The organism is Deltaproteobacteria bacterium (assembly GCA_021737785.1).
Classification (GTDB): Bacteria; Desulfobacterota; DSM-4660; order Desulfatiglandales; family Desulfatiglandaceae; genus AUK324.
In genome coordinates, this window is sequence record JAIPDI010000006.1 from 1 (window position 1) to 23,493 (window position 23,493).

22 protein-coding genes are annotated in these 23,493 nt (G+C 51.3%); 8 read left to right on the top strand and 14 right to left on the bottom strand.

The window, feature by feature from the left end; all coding sequences use genetic code 11:
- Positions 1–1,323: tetratricopeptide repeat protein (locus tag K9N21_04685; GenBank protein MCF8143198.1), on the bottom strand; the 1,323-nt coding region annotated here is incomplete at its 3' end.
- Positions 1,324–2,015: 692 nt separating this feature from the next.
- Between K9N21_04685 and K9N21_04690 the strand changes: the two genes are divergently transcribed.
- The 5 genes from K9N21_04690 to K9N21_04710 all read left to right on the top strand — a co-directional run bounded on the left by K9N21_04690 (position 2,016) and on the right by K9N21_04710 (position 6,322).
- On the top strand, positions 2,016–2,603 hold the full coding sequence (locus K9N21_04690; GenBank protein MCF8143199.1) for a hypothetical protein: 588 nt from the start codon (positions 2,016–2,018) through the stop codon (positions 2,601–2,603).
- A gap of 77 nt (positions 2,604–2,680) precedes the next feature.
- Positions 2,681–3,361, top strand: coding sequence for a hypothetical protein (locus K9N21_04695; GenBank protein ID MCF8143200.1), 681 nt, complete (start codon positions 2,681–2,683; stop codon positions 3,359–3,361).
- 24 nt (positions 3,362–3,385) lie between these two features.
- Complete coding sequence (locus tag K9N21_04700; protein MCF8143201.1) at positions 3,386–4,117, top strand: hypothetical protein; 732 nt, start codon at positions 3,386–3,388, stop codon at positions 4,115–4,117.
- A gap of 9 nt (positions 4,118–4,126) precedes the next feature.
- A complete protein-coding gene (locus K9N21_04705) occupies positions 4,127–5,071 on the top strand; it encodes a peptidoglycan-binding protein (protein MCF8143202.1) in 945 nt (314 codons plus the stop codon).
- 381 nt (positions 5,072–5,452) lie between these two features.
- Positions 5,453–6,322 carry a hypothetical protein gene (locus K9N21_04710; protein ID MCF8143203.1) on the top strand — a complete coding sequence of 290 codons (870 nt, stop codon included), beginning with the start codon at positions 5,453–5,455 and terminating at the stop codon, positions 6,320–6,322.
- Positions 6,323–6,525: 203 nt separating this feature from the next.
- Here K9N21_04710 and K9N21_04715 read toward each other — a convergent pair whose 3' ends face one another.
- The 13 genes from K9N21_04715 to K9N21_04775 form a co-directional block, all read right to left on the bottom strand.
- Positions 6,526–7,008: a hypothetical protein gene (locus tag K9N21_04715; GenBank protein ID MCF8143204.1), complete on the bottom strand. Its 483-nt coding sequence runs from the start codon at positions 7,006–7,008 to the stop codon at positions 6,526–6,528.
- Between the two features lie 11 nt (positions 7,009–7,019).
- Positions 7,020–7,925, bottom strand: coding sequence for a flagellar hook-associated protein FlgL (gene flgL / locus K9N21_04720; protein MCF8143205.1), 906 nt, complete (start codon positions 7,923–7,925; stop codon positions 7,020–7,022).
- A 26-nt stretch (positions 7,926–7,951) separates the two neighbouring features.
- Positions 7,952–9,328 carry a flagellar hook-associated protein FlgK gene (gene flgK, locus K9N21_04725; GenBank protein MCF8143206.1) on the bottom strand — a complete coding sequence of 459 codons (1,377 nt, stop codon included), beginning with the start codon at positions 9,326–9,328 and terminating at the stop codon, positions 7,952–7,954.
- A gap of 162 nt (positions 9,329–9,490) precedes the next feature.
- Entirely contained in the window at positions 9,491–9,751 is a 261-nt protein-coding gene (locus K9N21_04730; protein MCF8143207.1) for a hypothetical protein, read from the bottom strand.
- Entirely contained in the window at positions 9,700–10,170 is a 471-nt protein-coding gene (locus K9N21_04735; protein ID MCF8143208.1) for a chemotaxis protein CheX, read from the bottom strand. Before K9N21_04735 ends, K9N21_04730 begins: the two co-directional genes overlap by 52 nt.
- Positions 10,151–10,552, bottom strand: a complete 402-nt coding sequence (locus K9N21_04740; GenBank protein ID MCF8143209.1) for a response regulator — start codon at positions 10,550–10,552, stop codon at positions 10,151–10,153. The genes K9N21_04735 and K9N21_04740 overlap by 20 nt, the downstream gene beginning before the upstream one ends.
- Before the next feature lie 74 nt (positions 10,553–10,626).
- The gene (locus K9N21_04745) at positions 10,627–11,484 is read right to left on the bottom strand and encodes an HDOD domain-containing protein (GenBank protein ID MCF8143210.1); all 858 of its coding nucleotides are present in this window, start codon (positions 11,482–11,484) and stop codon (positions 10,627–10,629) included.
- Positions 11,481–11,954, bottom strand: a complete 474-nt coding sequence (locus tag K9N21_04750; protein ID MCF8143211.1) for a chemotaxis protein CheD — start codon at positions 11,952–11,954, stop codon at positions 11,481–11,483. The genes K9N21_04745 and K9N21_04750 overlap by 4 nt, the downstream gene beginning before the upstream one ends.
- A gap of 32 nt (positions 11,955–11,986) precedes the next feature.
- Positions 11,987–12,802: a protein-glutamate O-methyltransferase CheR gene (locus tag K9N21_04755; protein ID MCF8143212.1), complete on the bottom strand. Its 816-nt coding sequence runs from the start codon at positions 12,800–12,802 to the stop codon at positions 11,987–11,989.
- Between the two features lie 173 nt (positions 12,803–12,975).
- Positions 12,976–15,564, bottom strand: a complete 2,589-nt coding sequence (locus K9N21_04760; GenBank protein MCF8143213.1) for a chemotaxis protein CheA — start codon at positions 15,562–15,564, stop codon at positions 12,976–12,978.
- 256 nt (positions 15,565–15,820) lie between these two features.
- On the bottom strand, positions 15,821–16,978 hold the full coding sequence (locus K9N21_04765; protein ID MCF8143214.1) for a hypothetical protein: 1,158 nt from the start codon (positions 16,976–16,978) through the stop codon (positions 15,821–15,823).
- Positions 16,979–17,095: 117 nt separating this feature from the next.
- Positions 17,096–18,031 carry a hypothetical protein gene (locus K9N21_04770; protein MCF8143215.1) on the bottom strand — a complete coding sequence of 312 codons (936 nt, stop codon included), beginning with the start codon at positions 18,029–18,031 and terminating at the stop codon, positions 17,096–17,098.
- 370 nt (positions 18,032–18,401) lie between these two features.
- Positions 18,402–19,928 (bottom strand): FAD-binding protein, encoded by a 1,527-nt coding sequence (locus K9N21_04775; protein MCF8143216.1) that lies wholly within the window; start codon positions 19,926–19,928, stop codon positions 18,402–18,404.
- A gap of 259 nt (positions 19,929–20,187) precedes the next feature.
- Between K9N21_04775 and K9N21_04780 the strand changes: the two genes are divergently transcribed.
- The 3 genes from K9N21_04780 (at position 20,188) to K9N21_04790 (ending at position 23,491) form a co-directional block, all read left to right on the top strand.
- Positions 20,188–21,306 (top strand): glycosyltransferase family 1 protein, encoded by a 1,119-nt coding sequence (locus K9N21_04780; protein MCF8143217.1) that lies wholly within the window; start codon positions 20,188–20,190, stop codon positions 21,304–21,306.
- 1 nt (position 21,307) lies between these two features.
- A complete protein-coding gene (locus K9N21_04785) occupies positions 21,308–22,111 on the top strand; it encodes a glycosyltransferase (protein MCF8143218.1) in 804 nt (267 codons plus the stop codon).
- Between the two features lie 63 nt (positions 22,112–22,174).
- Positions 22,175–23,491 (top strand): hypothetical protein, encoded by a 1,317-nt coding sequence (locus K9N21_04790; protein ID MCF8143219.1) that lies wholly within the window; start codon positions 22,175–22,177, stop codon positions 23,489–23,491.
- Positions 23,492–23,493 lie beyond the last annotated feature (2 nt).

The following is a 23,493-nucleotide window of genomic DNA, read 5'->3' on the forward strand; positions in this document are numbered from 1 at the left end:
CTTGGAAAGATTGTTGAATGATGCGAAGGTAACCCGCCCCTGTTCCAGGGCCGGAAGCGGCGATATGTCTCCCGCCTCATCCGGCGGGGCATAACACAAAAACCCCTGCGGCAGCCGCACCAGTCGCTCGGTATGGTATGGGTCGGCCTCTCCCGCAGGATCGGCCACATCGTCTGTAATGCGATAATCCATGACCGGCATGCCCGTGGTGTTCGGGTACCCCAGCCAGGTCATCTGGACCGGTGCAGGCTTCCTGGCAAATACTAACAGACGGTTATTGGCCGTATGTCCTGCCAGGTCAACCAGGATATCGATCCGGTCGTCGTATATCTTCCGCGCCACATCGGCGTCACCGAGTCCCACAACAGAGCACCAGTGATCGGCCTGTCCCTTGATGCGTGTTGTCATGCCGTCCGGCCGTTTCACATCCGAATAACAGAAGATCTCCACCACATCCGGGTGATGACCCTGAAGCAGGGGCAGAAAAAAATAGCTGACCGAATGCTCTCTGAAATCGGGCGACACATAGCCCACCCTAAGCCTTCGGGAGGGGTCGGGCTCATTATGATGAATAAACTTCCCTGCATGAGGCGCCCCATGCTGCTGCCACCAGGCCTGGCATTCCTCAAATATCTCCCGGCTCCCTGAACCCGGATCATAGTGCATGGCAAAGAGGAGGTTGCTATGTGCCTCCGCATAGGTCGGTTTGAGTTCCAGTGCCTTTCGATGACATTGAATTGATTCTCCAATTTTTCCCTGGTCCTTGAGCAAACTCCCCAGGTTGTTGTGGACCTCAGCATTGTCCGGCGCCAGTGTTACGGCTTTCTGATAGCATTGGATGGCCTCATCGAGCCTGCCGGTCAGGTGATACACATTGCCCAGATTGTTCAGAGCATCGGCGTAGGCAGGCCTGAATGAAACCGCCTTTCGGTACCCCTCCACCGCCTCATCCAATTTCCCCAGCTCCTTGAAGGCCGTGGCCATGTTGCAGTATGCTTCGGCCGTATCCGGGTTGAGACGGATGGCGCTCCTGTAAGAGGCGATGGCTTCCGCCAATCTCCCCCTGCGCAGCAGGGCATTGCCCATGTTGAAATGGGCCGCAATGGAATCGGGGACCATCTGAATGGCCTTCTGATAACAGGCAATGGCTTCGTCCAATCGCGCTTGTGCCTGGAATGCATTACCCAATTCATAAATGGCTTCAACATGATCGGGCCGCAGTGTTATGGCCTTCTGATAGTAGGGAATCGCCTGGGCCGGCCTTCCGCGCCTCTGAAGCACATTGCCCTGTCGGTATAGGGCCTCCGAGGTGCCGGGATTCAATCTAAGATCTCCTGATTCATGGAGCTGCATTTCCATCTGTTTCTATGTGGTGTCTGAACGGAAATCCCGTCCCGAGTAATTGAGCCACTGTTTTGGAGTAAGGCGCCGTTTTCGAAAAGGGCCATACAAGCCTTCGCAGAGATTTGATTTCCCAGACTTTTGCAAAATCCATACCGCATCTGCTATCTCCGCAGGGATCCGATCAAACACCCATTGCCGGACCCCCTTTTCCAAGTTCCGGGGCTACGTCTTCCAATATTCGCTCTCTCAATGCATATCCTCCTGGTTGCGAGTCAATATTATGACGCATTCCGAATAGTGAAATGCCCCACTTTCAGGGATTTCGTTCGAAGGGCAACCGGCAAGATTTTTCCCTCCCCCTGGATATATCTGCTTGAGCATCATCATCCTTCTGGAGATGCGCTCCTGGAAATACTTTTTCACCGGAGCGGACTTTCCGCCGATTGAATAACGATAAACTGCTGTTTTAAAAAAACCTTTGCAGCACGTGATCGGAGTGAATACAGGGAGAAACCTGATGGGGATCCACTCAAACTGATTGGCATGAAAATTGTATCAATGTTGAATCGATAGGTGAATCGGCTTCGGTGAATTAAAGCCTGAATATTTCGGATTCGATGCTAAGACAAAGACAAAATACGGCGCCTCACAAGATGAAATCCTACTCAAAAATGGGAATATGGACAATTATCACCATGTTTCTCTTATCGGGGTGTGCATATCAGCGTGAAGCTACACTCCCTGCGGGTGAGCCTCCAGAGGAAATATATTTATTCCCTGAAATGAACGACACCACAGGGGCGAGAGTGGGGGTCTTTGCCTTTTCCGGACCTGACTATGCACCGGAGATGGGGCCGGTCGCAAGCCGGATATTGTGTAATCAACTTCAGAAGAGCCGGGCATTCCGAGAGGTGATATCTCAGCCTGACATATCGGATATGACCCTTGGCAATCTGGTCACCGTCGCCCGAAACAAGAGGTTTGACCTCATCATTACGGGCCGATTGCTTCACTATTTTGAAGGAGACGCTATTGAGGCATCCCGCGTCAGCGAAGAAATACGGGTAATCAGCGTTCGAGGGGGGAAACCGAGGGTTCTCTGGCATGCCAAGGCATCAGAAACCGCATCCCCTTCCAGGTCAAAAGACTTCATCTTTTTTCTGAGCCAAGGGGAATCGGCGCCAGACCCGGCTTCGCTCATGAGAAAAAATGCAGAGAAGTTCTGCCGTATGATCCTCACGGTTCCTCCACAGAAGTGACTTTCCATTTATCGAAGAAATGATGAGGATAGAGAGGAACCTTTCATAAGACGATGACAACCTATGGATAACCGCATATGTTAAAAAACATCATTCCTGAATATTTCCCTGAAGAAATTGAAAAGACGCCACATATCCAGACTTCTGAGATGCGCGGTTCGTCTTTTCTGAAAATCTTGCTGCAACCTCTCCTGGTATTGGGGCTGATACCCGTTCTGTTCGGCGCCTGCGCACCTTCTTACCATCATGACGGGCAAACTGCCAAAAATGCCGCTGTTTCCGGACCGATTGACACCGTTCCTGTGGAGCCTTATACGACGGTGCTCGAATCCAGTTATCTGGCTGCGGACAGATTGGCCGGCGCCCTCTTTAATCGACAATTTTCTCTGGATACGCCGATAATGGCCGCGAGTTTTGTCGACATTGACAGCCTGACAACATCCTCCACCTTCGGGCGAATCGTATCGGAACAGGTTGCCAGCCGGCTGGCCCAGCACGGCTTAAGGATCATCGAGATCAAACTTAGGCAGGAATCCGTGTTCATAAAGAAGGGACAGGGGGAATTCATACTCTCGAGGGAATTGAAGGACCTGGGCAGCTCCAGGGAAATACGCGCGGCGCTTGTCGGGACCTATGCGGTATCCGATCATTTCATCTTTGTTTCCGCCCGCATTGTGAGAACTCAGGACAGTTCCGTGCTGGCAGGCTGCGATTATGAAGTGCCGAACGACGACATCACCCGATCGATCTTGAGGTAATTGAACCGAATGGAGGAAATCCATATGCGCATTCACACAAAGGGCCTTTCCATACTCTTTCTGTGCCTGTTTGTTGTTGGGGGATGTCTGTCGGTTTCCCTTAAAAACCCACCCCCTGAACCTTTGCCCTCGGAAGCGCCTGTCCCGAAGCTCTTCCCCCTCACCACCCAGGAGAAAATCCAGGCGGTTCACCATTGGGATCATATTGCCGGGCACACGGCCGGCCTCGTCAAAAAGGGGCTGGAAACCAGCTATCCTCGGCGAGTCAGGGGCATTTACGTATCCCCGTCAGGGATCACGCCCTTTGAGAAGGTATTTCATGCCCTCCTGATTACCCATCTCTTTGAGCAGGGCTTAAGCGTCTCCAACGATCCGGAGGACAATCTGATACTCAGCTTTGATATAGAATTGGTAAAACACCCCAAGCGTGTCATTGGAATCGACAGCAAGGTGTATGATTCTTTGGGGCCTGGATTGCTTGTAAAGACAGGCCCCCCGGCCCCAGAGGACCGCAAAGATGTCGGCAGAAATTACCGGATCAGCAAAACGACCCGCCTGAGCCATGAGGTCGGAGACCATGTGTTTATCCTGCCGGAAAACGAAATCATCCTGACAACCTCCCTCACACAGAATGGAAGCTACATGATGCGAAATTCTTCCATTTACTATATCGATGATCCCGAATGGTGGCAGTATGTTCAAGAGACAGACATCACATATCCGCCTCAGTCCAATTATTCCCTTACCGATCGATAGGAGGCTGTCATGATTGCTGCCGCAAAACATCATTTTCGTCTCATTCTGACTCTTCCGGCAATCATCGTGATCGCCGTCCTCGGGTCAGGGATCTGTCACGCATCCCAGACAGTCGATTATGATGCGGACCTCATCAAGGCCGCATATGGGGCCGCCGACCATTTGGAAAGGCATCTGGTATCTGAACTCAACCGGATCATGCCCATACTCTCAACAGGCTTCATCAATCTTGAGCACCCAAAGGGATCTTCCACTTTTGGCACGTTATTGGGCGCACAGGTGGCATCCCGCTTTTCTCAACACGGGTACAGGGTAATCGATCTGAGAATGCCGAAACATCTCGCTTTTGCTGAAGGAAAGGCCGCCAACCCGGAACTGCTGCAAGACAGCAAGGGGATCACATCCCCCTATGAGCTACAGGCGGCAATTGTGGGAGACTTTATCGTCTCAGACGACCTGGCATATGTATCGGTGAGGCTCCTGAAGATCCCGGGCAACGCCATCCTCACGTCCTGTGACTTCTCCATCCGCCTGAACGAAGCGCTAAAAAAGGCGGCAAACACGATCCAACTTCCGGATGAACCCCTAATCCAAAAACCGATCGAGACCCGGCCTGCCGATAAAACAGAAAGTGGATTTTCAAACAAGCATCCGGAACAGGAAGCCCTTGACACAAAGATCCATAACAAGCCCACGGAAAATGAGATTGAAAGGCCGCAGAACGGTCCATTTGCCACAGGAACGATTGCGTTGAATCCGACCAATCCATTGGCTGCAAAGCTTATACAAGCGCGACTGGCGGAACTGGGCTTCTACAGAGACAGAATTGACGGGGTATGGAAGGGGCACTCAAAGGAGGCATTGAAGCGATTCAAAGAAACCCAGGGGCTTAGATACACCTTCAGGTGGGACATGGACACGCAAAAGGCCCTTTTCGAGGGAACAGGTCAATAGTGGATGCTGGAATGCCGGAATACAGGGATAATTCGAATGCCGGGGGTTCTAACCTTCGGCATCCGAAACCTCTGATCTCTGGCCCTTGCCGCTCGTTGCTCGCTCCTGACTCAGTCAATTCCAACTGTAGTCACTTGTTCTTGATGCCAACAGATGTCTGATATACCCAACAACTTCATTGATTGTCAGTATATTGCCGGGGCATCCCCGACGGCACCGCATACCCCTGATCTCTCCCATGAAGCCTTCACAGGGGATGTGTCTTTCCAGTCGCTACTGGTTGAGCAATCACCCCTATCAGATGGTGAGCCCATACAGCACCCCCCGTCCACATTGTTGCCTCCTGATCTCACGATGGAAACCAGAGGGTCTGGCCCAGTCATGACCGATACCCGGGCGGCAAGCCGGTGCAGCACGGTCTATGAAGAGGAACTCAGCGATTGGCAGAAATATAAGGACGACCAGCTCCTCAGCAATCCCGGCGGCGATCATTACGATTATAGGAAAAACACGGTTATTCCTCAGGAGAAAGGATCCGAACCCTTCTTGAACCGGATTGGAAAGGACATTTCTGATTCCTTTGACAACCTGAAAAATTGCTTCCACAATCTGTTTTTAGGGGCCAAGTTTCTGTACAGGGATGAAAACAATCAGATCCAGGAGGCAACTCACAAAGGGCTCTTAGGCGCAATAGGCGATTTTTTCACGGATATGGGCAGTGCTCTCAGTTTCGGGGCATGGCGTCCCGATGGGGAAGCAGCGCCCGTGGGGGTTACAGACCGGATGAAATTTTTCTTTCTGAAAATAAAAGAGGCTGTCTTTGGAGATATTGTCCAAGGGGTGGGAGGAAGCGCTGTCCGGAGCGGCGAAAGCCTTGTCCTTGCAGGTTGGAATCTTCTCGAAGTGATTCCGGATGCCACCATCGGCAATTTTAAAGAAGGGGCCAAGCTGACCACAACCATCTTTGACAACGGTCAGGTTGCCATCGATTATCTGACCGATATCGTCCCCACGGGCGAGGCATGGATTCGGGTCCATTCACCCGATTTCAGCGACCTCGACGATGCAAAAGCACCTGTTCTCTATAACATCCAGCTCCCCGAGCGATACAGCGACGATGCGAGATGGAAACATATCAGGAATACCTCCTTCAGAAAAACCATCGAGACCATCGGTGCTCTTCTTGCGGATGTTGCGACGGTGAAGATTCTGGGTGACACCAGTTTTTCGAGTGAAGGGAGGAAAGACTAGCCTGGAACAGAAGGCAGTTTTTTCCCGAGTTGGTCCGGACGGCAATGCTCGGCATCTGTCGACTCCTGAACCCGATGGCCCGGCATCCATAAGGAAATGTCTTATCCCAGGTAATGAAATAGTGACGGCATTTATGGCAGTCAATCATGGGTAACCAGAAAAAATGACTATGGTGAGCTAATGTTGTGTGACATGGGCCGCTATTATTGTCGGGGAACCGGATAATCCCGCCGACCGTCCACCAACAGACCCATCGAATCGAGCATGTCCCAGGCCCTTCGGTGTTCCATGTCGTCTCGATCTATGTTTCCTCTTGCGATTTCCTTGAGCACATCATCGCTGATGCCGGCCTCTTTCAGTTTGATCATGTCTTCAGGGCTGATGGACTTGAGGGTCTGGGTCGTTTTACCATAGACGACCTTCTGCGGACCCTTCATAAACGACCCCTTCTTTACAATGCCTTCAATCGCCTCATCTCTCATACCGGACTTCTTGAGATCGATAATTTCGTCAACCGTGAAGGCGCAGGTCTCAATCACCTTTTCATCAATGATCGTCTGAATCACGTTGCCGCCCAACCCGGCCTTTGTCAATCGGGCCATATCATCGGGATCGAGCGCCGCGGCCGTGCCATATCCCAGGCACCACAGCGCCATTGCCATTCCAAGAAAAGTTAACTTTTTCATTGTTTTTCCAGTTACGCCAGGAAGTCCAGAAGGTTCTTGTCCAATACACTCGACGCAGCGGCCAGGGCCATTTCATAGGCGGTTTCCTGGGCCTGCAGCTCGACAACCACCTGAGCCGCATCTGCATCTTCGGTCTTCGACAGCACATTCTCAAACTTCTGTTTCAGATTGTTCCAATAATTCTCGGTTTGATCAAGTCGTTTGAACGCAACGGATTGTTGAGACATGACATTTTCGACCTGATTCATCGCCTTGACCAGCTTGGAGACCTGGCCTTCAATGTCTGCCGGATTATAGACCGGTGCCTCCAGTGCGTCCTTGAGCTCTTTCAGCACTCCAAAGATATCAATCCCGTCCGTTACCCCCACCCCAGTAAAGGTCTCATCCCCGTGGGCGTTGATTTTTAATGACATCCCTTCACCCACAATGGCATTAATCTCTCCATCGTCGCCGTGGTATGTTGTCGCGTAATTCTCATCCGTGGTAAAGGGTGGGGCATCGGTCTTGTGACCCGCAAAAATGTATGATCCTCCCAGTCGCGTATTGCCGATATCGCGTATCCGGTCATAGATGCCGATTACCTCTCTTGCAGCAGTTTCCCTGCCGGATGCGTCATCCGCGGAAAATTGGGTGATGGCAATGTCCTTTGCATCATTGAGCAGCGCATGCACATCCTCGAGACCTGTCGCCGTCGTCTCAACCTGAATCTTTGCAGAAGCAATATTCCGGGTATACTGCTCGATGGAGGCTATCCTTTTACGGTAGTCAAGGACCTTGCTGATGCCGATCGGATCGTCAGAAGGCCGGTTAATCCGTTTCATGGAGGCAACCCTCTCCTGTGCCTTCAAGAGCTGTTGAGAACTGGTGGCCACACTTCGTGTCACGATATTCAGCAATTGCTTATTGGTAACCCTCACGCTTAATCTCCCTAAAATATGTCCGTTTATGCGATACTCATCAATGTTTCGAGCATCTTATCAACTGTATTGATCAGCTTGGCAGCGGCCTCGTACGCAGTCTCAAACTGGAGCATATTGATCATCTCCTCATCAAGGGATACCCCCGAGATGGATTCACGATAATTTTCCAGGTAGCTGACCATGGAATCCTGATGGTTATAACTGGAGGTGGCCGCTTGTACATCAAAGCCCACGCCGCTGACAATGGCATTGTAGAAGTCGTCAAAGGTTGCGGTGCTGCTGCTCATGGTCAAGGAATACTGGAGGTTCGCGATGGCAATGGCATTGTTGTTGTCGCCCGGCACGCCGAGCGCTGTGCCGGATGCGGCGATCTTGTTGACATCGGTCGAGAGGATCGAGGAAACCCCAAAGTCATTATCGGCCAAGGTGCCTGTAAAAAAGACGTTGCCCGAGGTCCCGTCCAGCCCAAAGCCGATTTCGTGTAGGCCATTGACAGCGTCCCGCATGCTGTCGGCGAGTTGCTCCAAATCCTCCTTGTAGCCTGAAATCACAACATCCCTCACCTCCAGATAGCCTTTCAGCGTGCCGCCTGAGATTGGAATCAAGGCGTCATCAGCTTCCCATGCCACATCACGAAAGCCGGAGGCATTCGTCACGGTTGTGAGGTCATTCGAGGTGAAATTATCCACCAATAGGTTCCCATCACCCAATGTGATATTGATGCTCCCGTTGTCTTGCTCATACGCGGTAATATCAATTATTCCGGCAAGTTCTTTAATCAGCAGATCCCGCTCATCCCTGTAATCATTTGCAGTCCCTCGGCCGGATTCAATCTGAACGATCTTTTGATTGATTTCAGCAATCTGCCCCGCCTTGACATTTATGTCGCTTACGGTCTGGGCGATATTGTTGTCCAGCTCGTCCTGAATCTCTCCCAGGTCATTATAGACCTGCTGGAAATTGGCGGCCAGGGCCTCCCCTGCGCCCAGAAGCATTTGCCGCTCCGTCTGTCCGGACGGATTGTTGGCAAGGTCCTGCCACGCATTCCAGAACTCCCCCATGGACTGGTTCAGCCCGTATCCGGACGTCTCATTAAACACAACCTCCACCTGTTCAAGACCGCCCTTCTCCGCCTCCCATCTTCCTAACGTTCCATTTTCATTTCTGATTTGATCAGTCACATACCGGTCGTAGACCCTTTCGATCCCATTGACCGTTACGCCGGTCCCCACCTGTCCAGCGCTCATGGTTACAGGTGCGTTTGTCTCCATCGCCACCCTCTGGCGAGAGTAGCCGGGGGTATTCACATTTGCCATGTTGTGCGCAGTCACATTGAGGGCCTCCTGCTGGGTTAACAGCGCTTGTTTCCCCACCTGAAGAACCCCGTAAATACTTGCCATCTCTTCCCCCTTATTTCCGACCGCCCTTGGACCTGTTGGACCAAATCCTCTAAAATCATTATCGACAAAAAGGCGGGCAAACTTTAGCCCGGTTTAAAACTTTTGGTTGCTGCTTCTCTGCACCATGCGGAGAAGTTGGTGCGCCATGGGTTAAGATCTTCTTTAGCGCCCTACCTTTCTGGTTGCGGCTACGCCGCCCTGGGTATTCTTCTCAAAACCCGATTTTTCCCTGAGCATGTCTATGATGGCGGCCGAGATGTGAAGCAGCGGGACGATTCTGTCCGCAGCCCGCATTTTTATGGCCTCCTTGGGCATTCCGAAGACCACGCAGGTCTTCTCATCCTGCACGATGGTGGGGGCGCCGCTATTTTTCATGGCCAGGAGCCCTTGATCCCTCCATCCACATAAATGGCCAAATCGCATTCCCCTTCATCGAATTCCAATCGAACCCTGGCCAAAGACTCTGATTCACGCATTTCATCCTGTGACAAAATCTTCGGCATTTCCATATTGAATATGGGCTCCCTCCCTGCAATGGCCGGCAACAGGTTTCCGCAGACAACATTCAAGGTTTCTTTCAGGGCATCATATTGCTGTTCCAGGGTGACATCCGCCTCATCGTGCAGCCCAAGCATGTTTGCCGCCAGTTCAGGAAGCAGGGCGGCGGATATGCCCATCAGCACCCGGCCCGAAAAAGGTCCGGAGAAGACCACACCGGCCAGGATCACATCTTCAATCTGCTGCCCGGGTTCTCCGGGTTCGGGAAAGGCAAACATAAATGCAAGTTTTTCAAAAGTATCGACTGCAACCTGTGAAAGGGCCTCACGGATCTGCTCTGCCATCGTCGTCCTCCATTCTCAAGAGATGTTTGACCGTATCCCGGATCGTTTCTGCTGAAAATGGCTTGTGAATAAAGGTGGCGCCCTTGTGCTGCAGGCTCTCGATTCTTGCCTTGCTCCCTTCAGTGGATATGACAACCACCGGGATCGCACACATTTCCGGATTCTCATTCATCCGATCGATCATCTCCTCGCCGTTCATTACCGGCATGTTGATATCAACGACCGCCAGATCTATCCAATGATTCTCCAGCAGATCAAGCCCCTCCTGCCCGTTCGCCGCTTCGTGGATCTCCGCGAGTTCAAGTCCCGCCATTCGCATGGTCTTCAAGATCATCGCCCGCATGACCCCACTGTCATCCACTACCAGGAGATTGATTGCCATGTTTCTCATCCCCCCCATAAGATGGGTATTATCCAGTATGTCAGACTTCCACAGTCCAGTCGGCGCGAGACCATTTACCGTGAACCCGTTTCAGAAAGGTCGGACAACTCATCGGCCCACTGCAATGTCTGACTTGCCACCAGCTCAAGCTGCGTTGTCTTTAATCCCAGCCGCCTTGTTGCCGCGGGAGACGGTTCGTATCGAAGACCTTCTCTTCCGACCCCGATGCCTATCATTAAACAGAGCATGTTGGCCACATGAACCAGGTCTATGATCGTGCTCGGCGCTTCCACGCCATCCGGCTCGTGGTGCCATCTAACCGATTCCACAAGTGATTTTGGAAAAGACCAACTCTCCAAAAGTCGAGCCCCGACCTCTGCATGATCCGTCCCCAGAACCCGGCGCTCTGCTGCCTGAAACGGGATTCCTTCTCCTGCTGCCGTCTCAATGGCCTGAAAGTCTTCTTTAACATAGTTTCCCAGCACCAGTTTTCCCATGTCGTGGAGAAGCGCTGCGGTAAAAATCTCATCATCGGCAGTAATATCGAGCTCTTTGGCAAGCAATTCTGCCGCGACGGAAACAGCGATGGAATGTCGCCAGAGTTCTCCCGAAGGCAAATCATATCCTGGAACGGGTTTATCCAGAATAGCGTTTATGCACGACGTCACCACCAACTTTCCCAAGCGTTTCCATCCCAACAACATAATCGCCTGTCTGATAGAGCCGATCCTGGCAGAAAGTCCAAAATAGGCGGAATTTGTCAACTTAAGAATATTCGCCGTGATACCGGGATCAACCCTGAGCAATTCCTCTATCCTGGACGCGGTGGATTCAGGGTCGTCAATAAGCTTCAGGATCTTCAAGGCCGTGCCAGACATGCTGGGAAACGATCTGACATCCGAAATAATATCATCCAAGCGTCCTTGTTTCACAGCTCACACTCCTGTTGCCCGCTCTTGATCACTGTTTTTCCGTTCGATATATGAAAATGGACCGTTCGGCTGACGGTTCCCCCGACATCCTCCGCATCCAGCAGGATGTTGTTCTTCCAGAGAAGCTTCTTCAAAACCGTATAATTTCTTTCCCCGATTTTGAACATCTCGTTGTTGCCCATCGGCCTGCCGCAACCAGCGGCCTTTACAACCAGCCTCGATTTCTTCCCTCCAAGGCGGTATATTTCTTTGAACAGCTTGACCACCCCTGTATCTACAAACATATAAGGGTTTACCTCAGCCTTCTGAGGGTTGATCTTGGAAAGGGGGAGCATGGCATGCAAAAGCCCTCCGATCCTGGCCACCGGATCATGTACCATCAACCCGAGACAACTGCCGAGCGCGTGGGTTACGACCACATCTCCATTCATCCCGACCTTCATATCGCCGACTTGAACAACGTGTCTCATTTTATTATCTGACCCGGAAGCATACCAAAAGGTTATTTCTTGTAGATTGCCGGTTGGACATATCGAAACCTGTGCTCGATTGCAGACAGGCCCTCAGAATGCCCCACAAAGAGGTAGCCGCCGGGTTCCAGGAGATCCCAGAACCGTGTGATCAACTCTTGTTGGGTGCGTCGATCAAAATAGATCATGACATTGCGACAGAATATCACGTTGAAGGGCCCCTTCATCGGCCATGGATCCATCAAATTGAGCCATGCAAAGCGTACATTTGCCATTACCTCATCCGTCACCCGATAAGTGCGCGGCCGCTCACTCCCAACTTGAACAAAATATTTTTTCAGAAATGCAGGAGGGAGATCACGAACCCTCTCTTCTTCGTACATTGCAGCGCGGGCTCTTTTCAGCATGCTCATGGAAATGTCTGTGGCCAAAATCAAAATGTCTTTAGACCGTATATCGGGAATGATCTCACGGAGGAGCATGGAAAGGGAAAACGGTTCCTCACCGGAAGAACAGGCAGCAGTCCAGAACCTCATCTTCTGGATGTTCATCTCCGGAATGATTCTGTCCCGGAGGTAGGTGAAATGTTCTGCCTCCCGGAAAAATCCGGTCTTGTTGGTGGTCATGACATCGATAAGCAGACCGACCTCCCCGGTTCCGTCATCGGTCTTGATAAAATTGATATACTCCTCGAAGCTTTCCATTTTGAGGGCTCTCAGACGCTTCATGAGCCGTGCCCTCACCAGGGCCTCTTTTCCATTTTTAAGATTGATGCCGCATATGCCATACACAATTTGGCTTACGTGCCTGAACTCCCTTTCATTCAACTCGGCTGACATCAGGTTCACAGAGCTGCTCCTTACGCGGTCCAAAAAACATATCTGGATGGACTCCCTCATCCAAGGGATATCTTAATTAGTGTCTGAACGAAAACCCCGTTCAGGCACAATTGAATATTCAAGAATTGAAAAGTGAAAATTGATGGAACAAGATTTACATTAACAGAACCTCCTCTTATATTTCACTGTCTCTTGATTTTCCGGGTTTCCGTTCGGGTACTAATTAGAAGGGAATTTGTTGAATTGGCGATTTTTACAACGCCCCCAACATCAAGAATCAGGCCGACCTGGCCATTGGGCATGATGGCGCCCCCTGAAATTCCAGGAATGTTCTTCATGCCTTCGCCCAGAGTCTTGATAACAATCTGCTGCCTCCCGACCAGATCATCTATGACCAGTCCCGCCCTTTTTTTGTTGTCATCCTCCACCACCACCACCAGCTTATTGTCATTTTGACCGGAGAGACCCTCCACATGGAAGAGCCTTCCCAGTTGAATCAGTGGAAGCAAATGACCCTGAAGCGATAACATCTCGCCCCGGTTTAGTACGGTTGAGAGCTCATTCTCTTGCGGTTTGACGGATCTAACGATGGAAACCGTCGGAATAATATAGGTCTCGTTTCCCACTCGAACCACCATTCCATCAATAATGGCCAGGGTCAGGGGAAGGCTCATCCTGAAAATGCTTCCCTTCCCCCATTCGGATTCGATTTCCACCTGGCCACGCAGGGACTCGATGTTCTTTTTTACCACATCCATGCCCACACCCCGACCGGAGACATCCGTTACTGTCTTGGCAGTAGAAAATCCCGGTTCGAAGACCAGATTGAAAATCTCCCTTTCTGTAAGTGAGGTATCTTCACCCACAAGGCCCTTTTCCCGGGCCTTGGCAAGAATCGAATCACGGTCAAGCCCTCTGCCGTCGTCTGCGATCTCCACCACCACGCTGCCTGCCGAATGATAGGCCGACAGCCGGAGCATGCCAATTCTCGGTTTGCCGACCCGCTCCCTCTCCTCAGGCGGCTCAATGCCATGATCCACGGAGTTGCGCACCATGTGCATCAGGGGATCATTGATGATATCCACCATATTCCTATCAATTTCGGTATCCTCCCCTTCAGTAACGAGATTCACGTTTTTTCCCACCTTCCGGGATATGTCTCGCACCAGCCGGGTCATTTTTCTAAACGTCCCTTTCAGGGGGATCATCCGCATGGACATGCCCAATGTCTGCAATTCCCTTACAATTTTACTCGTCTGGGTCACTTTCTTCGAGAGTTCGTAGTTATCTCCGTCCACCACTACCTTATCTTGTGCCACCATGGAATGGGCGATGACCAACTCGCCTACCATATCCACCAGTCTATCCAACCTGCCGGTGCTTACACGAACCGAAGAATCGACGACCTGCTTTCCCTGCATGCTGCGCTGCGTTCTCAGGGCCTGAGCCACGTCTTCCATCTTGGCAGCACTTGATTTCATTATCTTGACGCCGATCGGCTTTTCGCTCTTGCTGATTGCGGCCGCCTCCACATTTTTCCTGTCTGCCTTCCCCGTCGCCACCAGCAGATCCCCGATCCTCGGAGAGGGGGTACCCTCTTCAGACCCGTATTCATCGGATATGCCCGCCTCCTCCGGACTGGCAAGGAGCTCCATCAGGTCATCGTACCCCTCGGGTTTATATAAGGGTTTCCCCTCCAGGGCCCCGTGGACCAATTGAACCATGTGCTTGAGCATGTCCAGTGCACGTAGGGCCAGATCAGCATACGCACCCCCGTACCGGATCTCCCGGTCGCGCACGCGGCTGAGCAACGATTCAGCATGATGGGCCATCTCTGAGATGGTCATGAGTTCAAGAAATGCAGATACGCCTTTAACCGTATGAAAGGCACGAAAGACCGTGCCCACCGCCTCCATGTCCTCCGGGTCTGTTTCAAGGGCCAGCAGGGCTTCCTCTGCCGCCTCTATGAGATCAGCACTCTCACTGACAAACTCTGCAATGAGGTCCGTATCTGCGTCTTCGGGAAGGGCCATCGGTTCCGGGTCACCGGTTGAGGTCTGACACAAGGGTTCCCGTTCCGGAACCGGGAGCGGATCAGGCGGAGGAGATTCCATCTCATCTTCCACCATCGCATTCATGGCCTTTTCTACGAGTCTGCCGATGGCGGCCATGGCTTCTTCCACATCCGGCGCCTCCGATCCGATAAGCGCTTCCACCCTTAATGCCGCATCAGAGATGGCCTCCTTCGCCGAATCCGGATAGTCCTCATGTTTTTCCAGGGCGTGAAACAATTCCTGAAGACGCGTCATCTCAGTGAGATCATCCGGTTCCATCTGGATTAGCAGCGCTGCAGCGTCGTTAATGGAAAGCGTATCACCTCCGCCAATGGATCCCGTCACATCGGCCGCGTCACCGCCCCTAACCGGGAGGTCGCTCAGGACATCTTCCAGCATTCGCCCTGCCTTCCTGAGAAAGGCATCCCCATTTACATCCCCGCACAGGCATTCTGAAGAGGCGATCAATCCTTCGGAAATGGCCTCAACCAGGGACAAGAAGCCCTTGGCCGAATTTCTAGCAAGGAAGGTCAGCCCTTCTTCGCATAGACTCGACACGCTTTGCAAGTCAGGCATGGAAGAGGGAATGCGCCCGCTCACCTCCTGAAACTTTCTGCGGGTATCCTTCCATGCATCAATGTCACCGAGACCGGCACTCTCCATATCCTCAACAATCTTTTTGATGTCGTCAGCAATCTGATTTTCGCTCTTATTCATCCAATGCCTTGCCTTTCTTCCCTGTTAAATCGCCACAGGTTGAACACGTCATATCATCCACCACCCTGGCCAACGGTTTCGAACCAGCACCAAAAAAACGTGCTGTGCAAGCAATATTGCAAAAAACATGCCGCCTTATCCGGGGGATACAGGAACCCTTCCCCTCTTCGATGGCCGAACAGGTCATGGGGCATGGAGAGTTTACCGCCGTCAAAATTGTGACGTCACCGGCCATATTGCCATACGACCGGGCGTCTCACCGGATTTCCCCTCCCCCTTCCACAGGGGCGGGGAAGCCGAGCAGGCCCATGGCCTGATAGATATGCTTGGGCAAAATGAACGTCATGCAGGGGGAATAGAATTGGCCGGTCTTTTTCGCTAACGGACACTCGCCTTGACCATGTTCAAAACATGAACTGTACTCCCCGCGGGCAAATTCACACAAGGTCATTGAATCCACACCGATCGCATTCCTGTAATATTTCAGTCTGAGATCAGAATGGAACGGGCCGTACAATCCGATGAGGGGTCTTCGATACGCAGCCGCAACATGAAGCATGCTGCTGTCCGGCCCGATAACCAAATCCATCTCACCTATCAGAGCGGCGGCCTCGGCCAAGGCGGGCAGGTGTCTTGAGGCGTTAACGGCCTGTTGTTGCTTTTGTTGAGGCAGATGATTGAGGATTAAGTCCATCTCCTCCCACTGGGCCTCGCCTCCCACCAGGAATACCATAAATTCATCGCTCAGCCCTGAGACAAAATCGATAAACAATTGCGGCGGGACAGCACGAACAGGGAGGGAAGGCGAGACCTGAACGCCTATCTTATACCTCCTTGTATGTCCTGTTCTCGCCACAAAATTCCTTGCCCGCGTCCGAGCCCTTTCTTCCACATACACCCTGGGCAGAGGATCCTCCAGCTTTTCCAGATGGAACGCATCCTTGACCAAATCATAAGCATTCTTCTTTTCCGCCTCAGGGTTCCCTTCTATGATCCCCTGAAAAAAGAGAATGTAGTCGTATCGATCCATCATCTCCTTTTCAAGGGGCATGTATACCTGCTCAAACCCATCTCCCTTGCTGTCCAATATGGTGCTGAAGATGTAGTTGCACCCCAAGACCAATTGGGCAGAAGGAAATTTCTTTTTGAGCTGCCTGAGGGCCGTGGTGATGAAGAGGAGATCGCCGATTCCCCCTGTCCTGAAACAGAACAGGCTCTTCCCTTCAAGATCCTCTCCCCGATAGAAATTGTCAGGGACATAGTCCCTGGCCTCGACACAACCTGGACCCAATTCCTTCTCTGCTTTTTCAGGAAAATCGTCAGAGACTACGTACTCGATCCCTTTTTTCAGAATCATATTCGATTTGAAATCCTGGCTTACGGATAGGTCTAACCGCGCTGCAATTATCTTCATCCCTTCCTGCTTCCTCTTGATATTGGTTCGCTCCGCTTACGGGTCACGCCAAGGCGTGCTCCCGCCCTTCCATGCTCGGGGCGCAACAGGTCCTCTAAAAAAAATTTGGGATCATCTTCATTCTCCCGGAGGCACGTAAACCCTATGGGCGTCCGGGAAGAGCCTTTCACACAATGTATGGGTCACCCCCTTGTGAATCGCATACCAGTCAATCGACAGGCTCCCGTCAATCCCTACCAGGACCAATTTCCCGGCCCCCATATAGTAGGCCAGGTGCACGGCAGGGTGGGCGGAACTGGAATAACAGAACAGTTCTCTTGAAACAGCCAGTTCCTCCAGGGATTGATTCAGCCTGGAAATATCTCTCCATGTGGTCATTTTCCAAGGCACAATATTTTTTCCAGGCGCGGTCCGTTCTTTGGAAGGTATCCCGGGTCTTTCATTCATGTATTCGGGCAGGAACCATACCACCTCTTCGTTCCCATATTTGTCAAAAGCGTCTTTATCCGTTGTGATGCCATAGGTGCATCCAACGGTTTTTACCGCTTCATTGATTCCTATTGAGAAGTGGGGAACTTTTTCTGCATGGGCAAATTTCATTGAACTCGGACCCGCCCCAACGATGTAACATGTTTCACCCCGGTGTTTTAACTTGAAATCTCTGAATTCCTTGGTAGTGTTGATGCTGTCTTTTGGTGCGACCGCCTGTTGTCTCTTGACATCCTTGGCATCTTCACGGCCATCCATATTGTAGGTGTTTATGTCAATACGACCTGATAAGTTGTGATTGGTTGAAAAATACTCTGCCAGTTCTTTTTGTATGTCGGGCAAAGGACCTTCCAATCGTGATAACAGGAAAAGGAGCGCGTCTCGCAATTGGAGCTGTTCGGCCCTTTGCGACTGCATCACCTTCATGTTTACCTGCAATTCGTGGAGCTGCCGATAAAGAATATCTTGATCCGTACAGTTCCTGGCCTGTTTCTGCTGATGGGTCTCTTCTCCGGACCCCGAATGGTGCGATTTCGGCTTTTGTTTTCCTTTCTTTTTAGCCATTCTTCCCTCTCATGAGCATCCATCTGCAATCGTGCTGAGGACCAGCCCCACGGCACTCAATTGCGTCTCTATCATCTTCTAAATCATGATACAGTCTGCAATTAATGGGCCAATTAATTTCTCGAGACCTCTGAGTTTGGTATTGTACATGCCCCCGTGCATATGCGAAAATTCAGAATATAGCAGCCGTACTCAGGCTCACCCTTCCTGTTACGCGGGTCACTGGACAATTCCTTCGGGCTGGTTTCTTTCAACCCCATAATGGCTGGGTTATGACGAGAATACACCGGATGGTGTTGAAAATATTTGTTCTGCAGGAATCTGATCGAGAAAGGGTTCAGGCACTTCGGACGTTGGTCGCGCAGGGTCTTCAGGATTCAGAAGCGAAAGGGAAATCTTCCCGATAATGAGACCCCCTGCTCTCTTCCCTTATGAGAGCGCTCCTCACCACCAATTTGGACGTTACAATCATATTTCGGATCTCAACATATCTCAGGGCCGATAAGGCTTTTCTTTCTTTCATTTCCTCCAACCTCACACCACAGTCGTTGAGGCGGTTGCTGCATCTTTTTAGCCCATTTTCATCCCTTAGCACCATTGCATGCCTCCCCATGCTGTGTTTTAAATGCGCTATCATCTCCATACTGTCTTGGTCCATATGACACCGGCTTAACGCCGGAAATTTTGTCGCGTCCGGCGCCTTGGGCTGAGGAAAAGCAGATCGCCGCATCCGTACCCCACGCCTCGCTGCATATTTTCCTGCCCTGCATCCAAAAACCTGGGTCGCCGTCATCATGCAACCTCCGATACGATCCGCGCCGTGTGGGCCTGCGGCAACCTCGCCGCAGGCATACAATCCCGGGACCGTGGTCCGTCCCATTTTATCTATCTTGATACCTCCATTGAAGGCATGGGCGAAATGGTGCAGTGACGTATCGGCCCCGCCCGGCACCTCTTTTAAAAAAACGCTTCTCCCCCCCCTAATAGAGCGCCCGATACTGACATCCACCAGGTAGGATGAATCCCGACAGCTGAAAGGCGCATGACGCTCTCGATCCTTCAGGGCAACGGATCTCAAGTCCGGATCAGGAATGGCGACCTCAAGAAAATCCCGCCCCTCGGGGTCCTGGATCATGTGTGGCCGGTTGAGGCCGGAAAGGGATACGTAAGGACGGTTTTTTCCGGGCCTCGCACCCAACATAAATTGAATGAATTCCATGTTTGTGAGCAGGGCGCCCGCATGATGAGCGAGGGCATAGCCGTCGCCGATTTCAGCATCACTGACCAAGTTGTGTTCATAGATCCCTGCGCCCCCTCCGGTTGCCAGGACAGTGGCCTTTGAATCGATCCTCAGAAACTCGCCATTGGACAAGAGACAAACAGCGCCCCAGCAGGCCTGCTCAGCTGTAATCAAATCCACCGCATAACCCTTCAATGTCTTGACGGGAACGCGTCTAAGCGCTTTCAGAAACGAATGGCTGATATTGCGGCTGTCATGGGCAAGGAAGGACCGTTTCGCCTCACTGAAACACCCTTTGACCCGGATATAACGACCTTGAGAATCTTTTGAAAAATGAATTCCCAAAGCGATCAGATCGTCCACTCGGGGTCCGGACTCCTCCACAAGAATACGGGCCAACACCGGATCGCATTCCCCAAGACCGACCCTCATGATATCTTCATAAAAACGCTTCAGGCCGGCGTCTGTCCGCTCTGCACCAACAAGCCCCTGAATGCCCCAGCCTTTTGAAATCGGTTGAAATGTTGCGCCGGACGCGGCGACGGGGCCTTTCCCGAGGAGCAAAACCCTTGCCCCTTCTTCACTGGCGGCGAGGGCGGCCCGGATACCGGCCGCCCCCTCTCCTATAATCACGACATCTGTAGCTATGTTTTCCATTTTTCCTTGTGCGCAAAAAAGACCCCTCAAGAAGTAAAGCCACCTATTGCCAGAGAGGAATTCACTTTAACTGACGTATGGTTACAAATCCACAAGGATTTGCAGAAAAATATGCAGAAATCCCTTCTTCCCTGTTGCCCAAAACCGTCATTACGGACTTTCATGATGATGAAACATATTGAAAAACGTTGTTGATTCAGATATATAATTGGCGCCGGGGCATATGCGCCGAACCATTGAACCTCAACTTGAGATGATCATGAAAATCGTTCATTTTTCCATAACCCCCCTTGCCGGGGCCCCATTGCGCCTGGTGAAGGCCATAAACACCTTGTTGCCGGACCATGAAGCCCATCTCGTTGACTTAAGACGGTATGGTTCAGAGGATTTCGGCCAGGATGTGATCTTTTCGGAAGAGAAGGAGCGTGCGGTTGAACTCGCCAACGAGGCCGATATTATCCATCTTCACAATTACCTCTATTATGATTCCAGGCAGTTTGAGCCCATTAGCTTTAGGGAACTCAGGAATAAAGGCAAACCCTTTGTCAGGCAGTATCACAGCGAACCCAAACTCATTGCACGTGTTATGGGCATAACAGTGACGGAACTCATGGCGCAGGATATCCCTGGGCTGGTGGTCGCCCAGTTTCAGGAACGTAAATACCCCTATTCCATGGTTGTTCCAAACATGGTTCCCGAGAATGACCCGCCTTACACACCCTCTGAAGCGGATCCACAGTTTGATATCTTCTTTGCTCCTACCTTGACCATCGGTGCCTGGGATGCCAGGTGGAATACAAAAGGGATGCCGGAAACCGAACAGATTATCGTTGAAGTTTGCCGAAAAAATGGGGCAAAACATACCATCATGCACAGAATTCCGCTTGAGCAGGTGCTAACGGCCAAGAGATCATCCCGAATCGTGGTGGATGAAATGGTGACGGGCAGCTACCATATCTCAGGCCTCGAAGGGTTAAGCCAGGGCAAACCGGTGCTCTCATATCTTGATGACCGTGCCCGATGGATCATGGCCCATTTTGCAGGGACCTGCGCCTCTCCTTTTATCAATGTGCGCATGGAAGATGCGTATACGGTACTGGATTACCTCCTGACACATCCCGAGGAAGCCGCTGAAATCGGCCGCGATTCCCGTATTTTTGTGGAAAACCACTGGTCTCAGAAAATCCTTGTGGATCATTTTCGAGACGTATATCAAAAACTGGTTCATGACCCCGGGCTTATCTGCAGGCAACCGGAATTGCGGGTAGACAGGCGTGTCAACCGCTTTTTTGCGGGGACATTGCCTGATCTGATTTATAAGAGTCGAAAAGAGCATTTCAAAAGCGATGTAGTCCAAAGCGCAACGACAGGGGGCTGAAGTGAAAAAGGTGTCACTCATAGTGCCAAGCTACAATCACGGGGAGTATATTGAAGCCTGTCTCGATTCCATTTTTTTTCAGGACTATGGCAATATTGAAATTATCGTGGTTGATGACTGTTCCAACGACGATACCAGAGAAATCCTCCACGATTACGCCAAAAAGGTAACAACGGAAAAAACATCCTACGCCTTCAACTACGACGAAAAGAAAGATATGATAGAGCGCAGAGAGATCTTCCGTTATCCGCAAGAAGGGCGCGAGCTTCGCATCATTCATAACGATCACAACATGGGCGCAACCCGGACGTACAACCGGGGCCTCAAGGAAGCCAGCGGGGAGTATTGCTCTTTTGTTGCCTCTGACGACATCTGTCATCCTCTGATGATTTCGGAGCTGGCCAGAATCCTGGATGCAGGGCTGGCTGATTTTGTTTATGGAGACATGTTCATCATAGATGACAGGCACAGGATATTGAGGGAGTTCAAACTGCCGGACTACAGCTTTGAAGCCTCCTTTTGCAGCTGGTTTCTGTGCGGAGTAGCCACCCTTTACCGTAGAGAGCTCCACGATCAATTCGGATATTATGATGAGAATGCCGCAGCCGATGACCACGAATGCTACCTGAGATTTGCCCGAAACGGCGCCCGCTTTTACCATATTCCAAAGGTGCTCTATTCTGTTCGCAGCCATGCGCAGAGAAATGTGGGACTGCATGCTCCTGACCGTTTTGGCAAGCTCCTTCAGCACTCCAAGCAACTGGTGTTAGCAGCGAGAAGGCGGCATGGACGCATCGAGTCATAATCGGCATGGACACAGAGGTTGGCAAAGAATATCGTAAAGCGGAATCACGCGAGGGCAAGCGGAATGGCATCGACAAAGGTCGTCATCGTCCTGGGCATGAGCAGATCCGGAACCAGTCTTTTAACCAAGGGCATTAATGTCCTCGGTGTCGAACTGGGCGACCATTTGTTACCGTCAACCACCGCCAATCCGAAAGGATATTGGGAAAATGCCGATATTTTTGACATCAATGAGCGGCTTCTGGAGTTGATAGGCAGCAGCTGGCACAGCGTTGCATTAACCGGTGAGATCGATTTTTCCAGCCACTGCTTTGATCCTATAAAGGGCGCCGCGCGCGCCGTGATAGCAAACCTCGCCTCCCGATATCCTATCTGGGGATTTAAGGATCCGCGGGCATGCCGCTTGCTTCCATTTTGGCAGGGCCTCTTGAATGATTTGGATGCGGACATCCATTATGTCGTATGTTTAAGGTCCCCGACGGATGTGGCGCTGTCATTGGAGAGGAGAAACCGTTTTGGAACACGCAAAAGCCTTCTTCTCTGGCTTGTGCATATGTATTGCATCGCGAAATACATCAACAATGATCAATCTATCATAATTCAGTATGAAGTATTAATGAACAGTGCCCATGAGCAGATCAATAGAATTGCCAGTTTTTTGAACATTGACGTTTCTGATAAGCAAGAAGCCATTCGTGAATACTGCAGCTGTTTCCTGGATGCGGATTTGCATCATCATTGTTCCGATCGGAATAAATTGCAGGCCATGTCTGATTTCCGGCAAATTATTACCTGCTATGATCATCTGGTGTCGTTGGCCTCACGCGACCGTGTCAAAAGAGAAGATTGGATGGAGCTGTCAAGCCATCTTAATGGCATTGAACTTATTTGGAGCTTTTTTCATGAGGTTTCGGAATGGGAGATTAGAAATCTGAGGGCTGCTCCACTGACTCAATGCAGTTTTTTAGCGGAGCAACACCTTCTCTTGTTAAATGATCCGGATACGTCGCAAGGGCCGGAGGAATCCCTTATCCTTTTTGTGGATTACCCCGAAAAGACCCATCCTGCTCCCGTTTTTAGAAAGCTCGCCGTTTCCGGCTGGGCATTGTCCCTTTCGGGCATCGCACAGGTCCAAGTCTTGCAACCTGATGGCAGACTCGTTCACCTGGATTACGGATTGCCGCGAAAAGATGTACAAGAACTTCACCCAGCTTATCCGTATGCGGATTCAAGTGGTTTCAGCGGCTGCCTCAATTTGTCGCGCCTTGGGCCTGGGAGTTATGAACTTTGCGTAAGGGTCACCTCGCGATCAGGCGAGGTGAAAGAATCGCGCATACCGTTCGTCAAAATCGGACCCTCGGCCGCCGTATCAGACGCTTGATA

Coding starts and splice junctions, on each gene's coding strand:
- K9N21_04690 (MCF8143199.1), top strand. CDS start 2,016: ATGGGAATATGGACAATTATCACCATGTTTCTCTTATCGGGGTGTGCA.
- K9N21_04695 (MCF8143200.1), top strand. CDS start 2,681: ATGTTAAAAAACATCATTCCTGAATATTTCCCTGAAGAAATTGAAAAG.
- K9N21_04700 (MCF8143201.1), top strand. CDS start 3,386: ATGCGCATTCACACAAAGGGCCTTTCCATACTCTTTCTGTGCCTGTTT.
- K9N21_04705 (MCF8143202.1), top strand. CDS start 4,127: ATGATTGCTGCCGCAAAACATCATTTTCGTCTCATTCTGACTCTTCCG.
- K9N21_04710 (MCF8143203.1), top strand. CDS start 5,453: ATGACCGATACCCGGGCGGCAAGCCGGTGCAGCACGGTCTATGAAGAG.
- K9N21_04715 (MCF8143204.1), bottom strand. CDS start 7,008: ATGAAAAAGTTAACTTTTCTTGGAATGGCAATGGCGCTGTGGTGCCTG.
- flgK (MCF8143206.1), bottom strand. CDS start 9,328: ATGGCAAGTATTTACGGGGTTCTTCAGGTGGGGAAACAAGCGCTGTTA.
- K9N21_04730 (MCF8143207.1), bottom strand. CDS start 9,751: ATGCGATTTGGCCATTTATGTGGATGGAGGGATCAAGGGCTCCTGGCC.
- K9N21_04735 (MCF8143208.1), bottom strand. CDS start 10,170: ATGGCAGAGCAGATCCGTGAGGCCCTTTCACAGGTTGCAGTCGATACT.
- K9N21_04740 (MCF8143209.1), bottom strand. CDS start 10,552: ATGGCAATCAATCTCCTGGTAGTGGATGACAGTGGGGTCATGCGGGCG.
- K9N21_04750 (MCF8143211.1), bottom strand. CDS start 11,954: ATGAGACACGTTGTTCAAGTCGGCGATATGAAGGTCGGGATGAATGGA.
- K9N21_04760 (MCF8143213.1), bottom strand. CDS start 15,564: ATGAATAAGAGCGAAAATCAGATTGCTGACGACATCAAAAAGATTGTT.
- K9N21_04765 (MCF8143214.1), bottom strand. CDS start 16,978: ATGAAGATAATTGCAGCGCGGTTAGACCTATCCGTAAGCCAGGATTTC.
- K9N21_04770 (MCF8143215.1), bottom strand. CDS start 18,031: ATGGCTAAAAAGAAAGGAAAACAAAAGCCGAAATCGCACCATTCGGGG.
- K9N21_04775 (MCF8143216.1), bottom strand. CDS start 19,928: ATGGAAAACATAGCTACAGATGTCGTGATTATAGGAGAGGGGGCGGCC.
- K9N21_04780 (MCF8143217.1), top strand. CDS start 20,188: ATGAAAATCGTTCATTTTTCCATAACCCCCCTTGCCGGGGCCCCATTG.
- K9N21_04790 (MCF8143219.1), top strand. CDS start 22,175: ATGGCATCGACAAAGGTCGTCATCGTCCTGGGCATGAGCAGATCCGGA.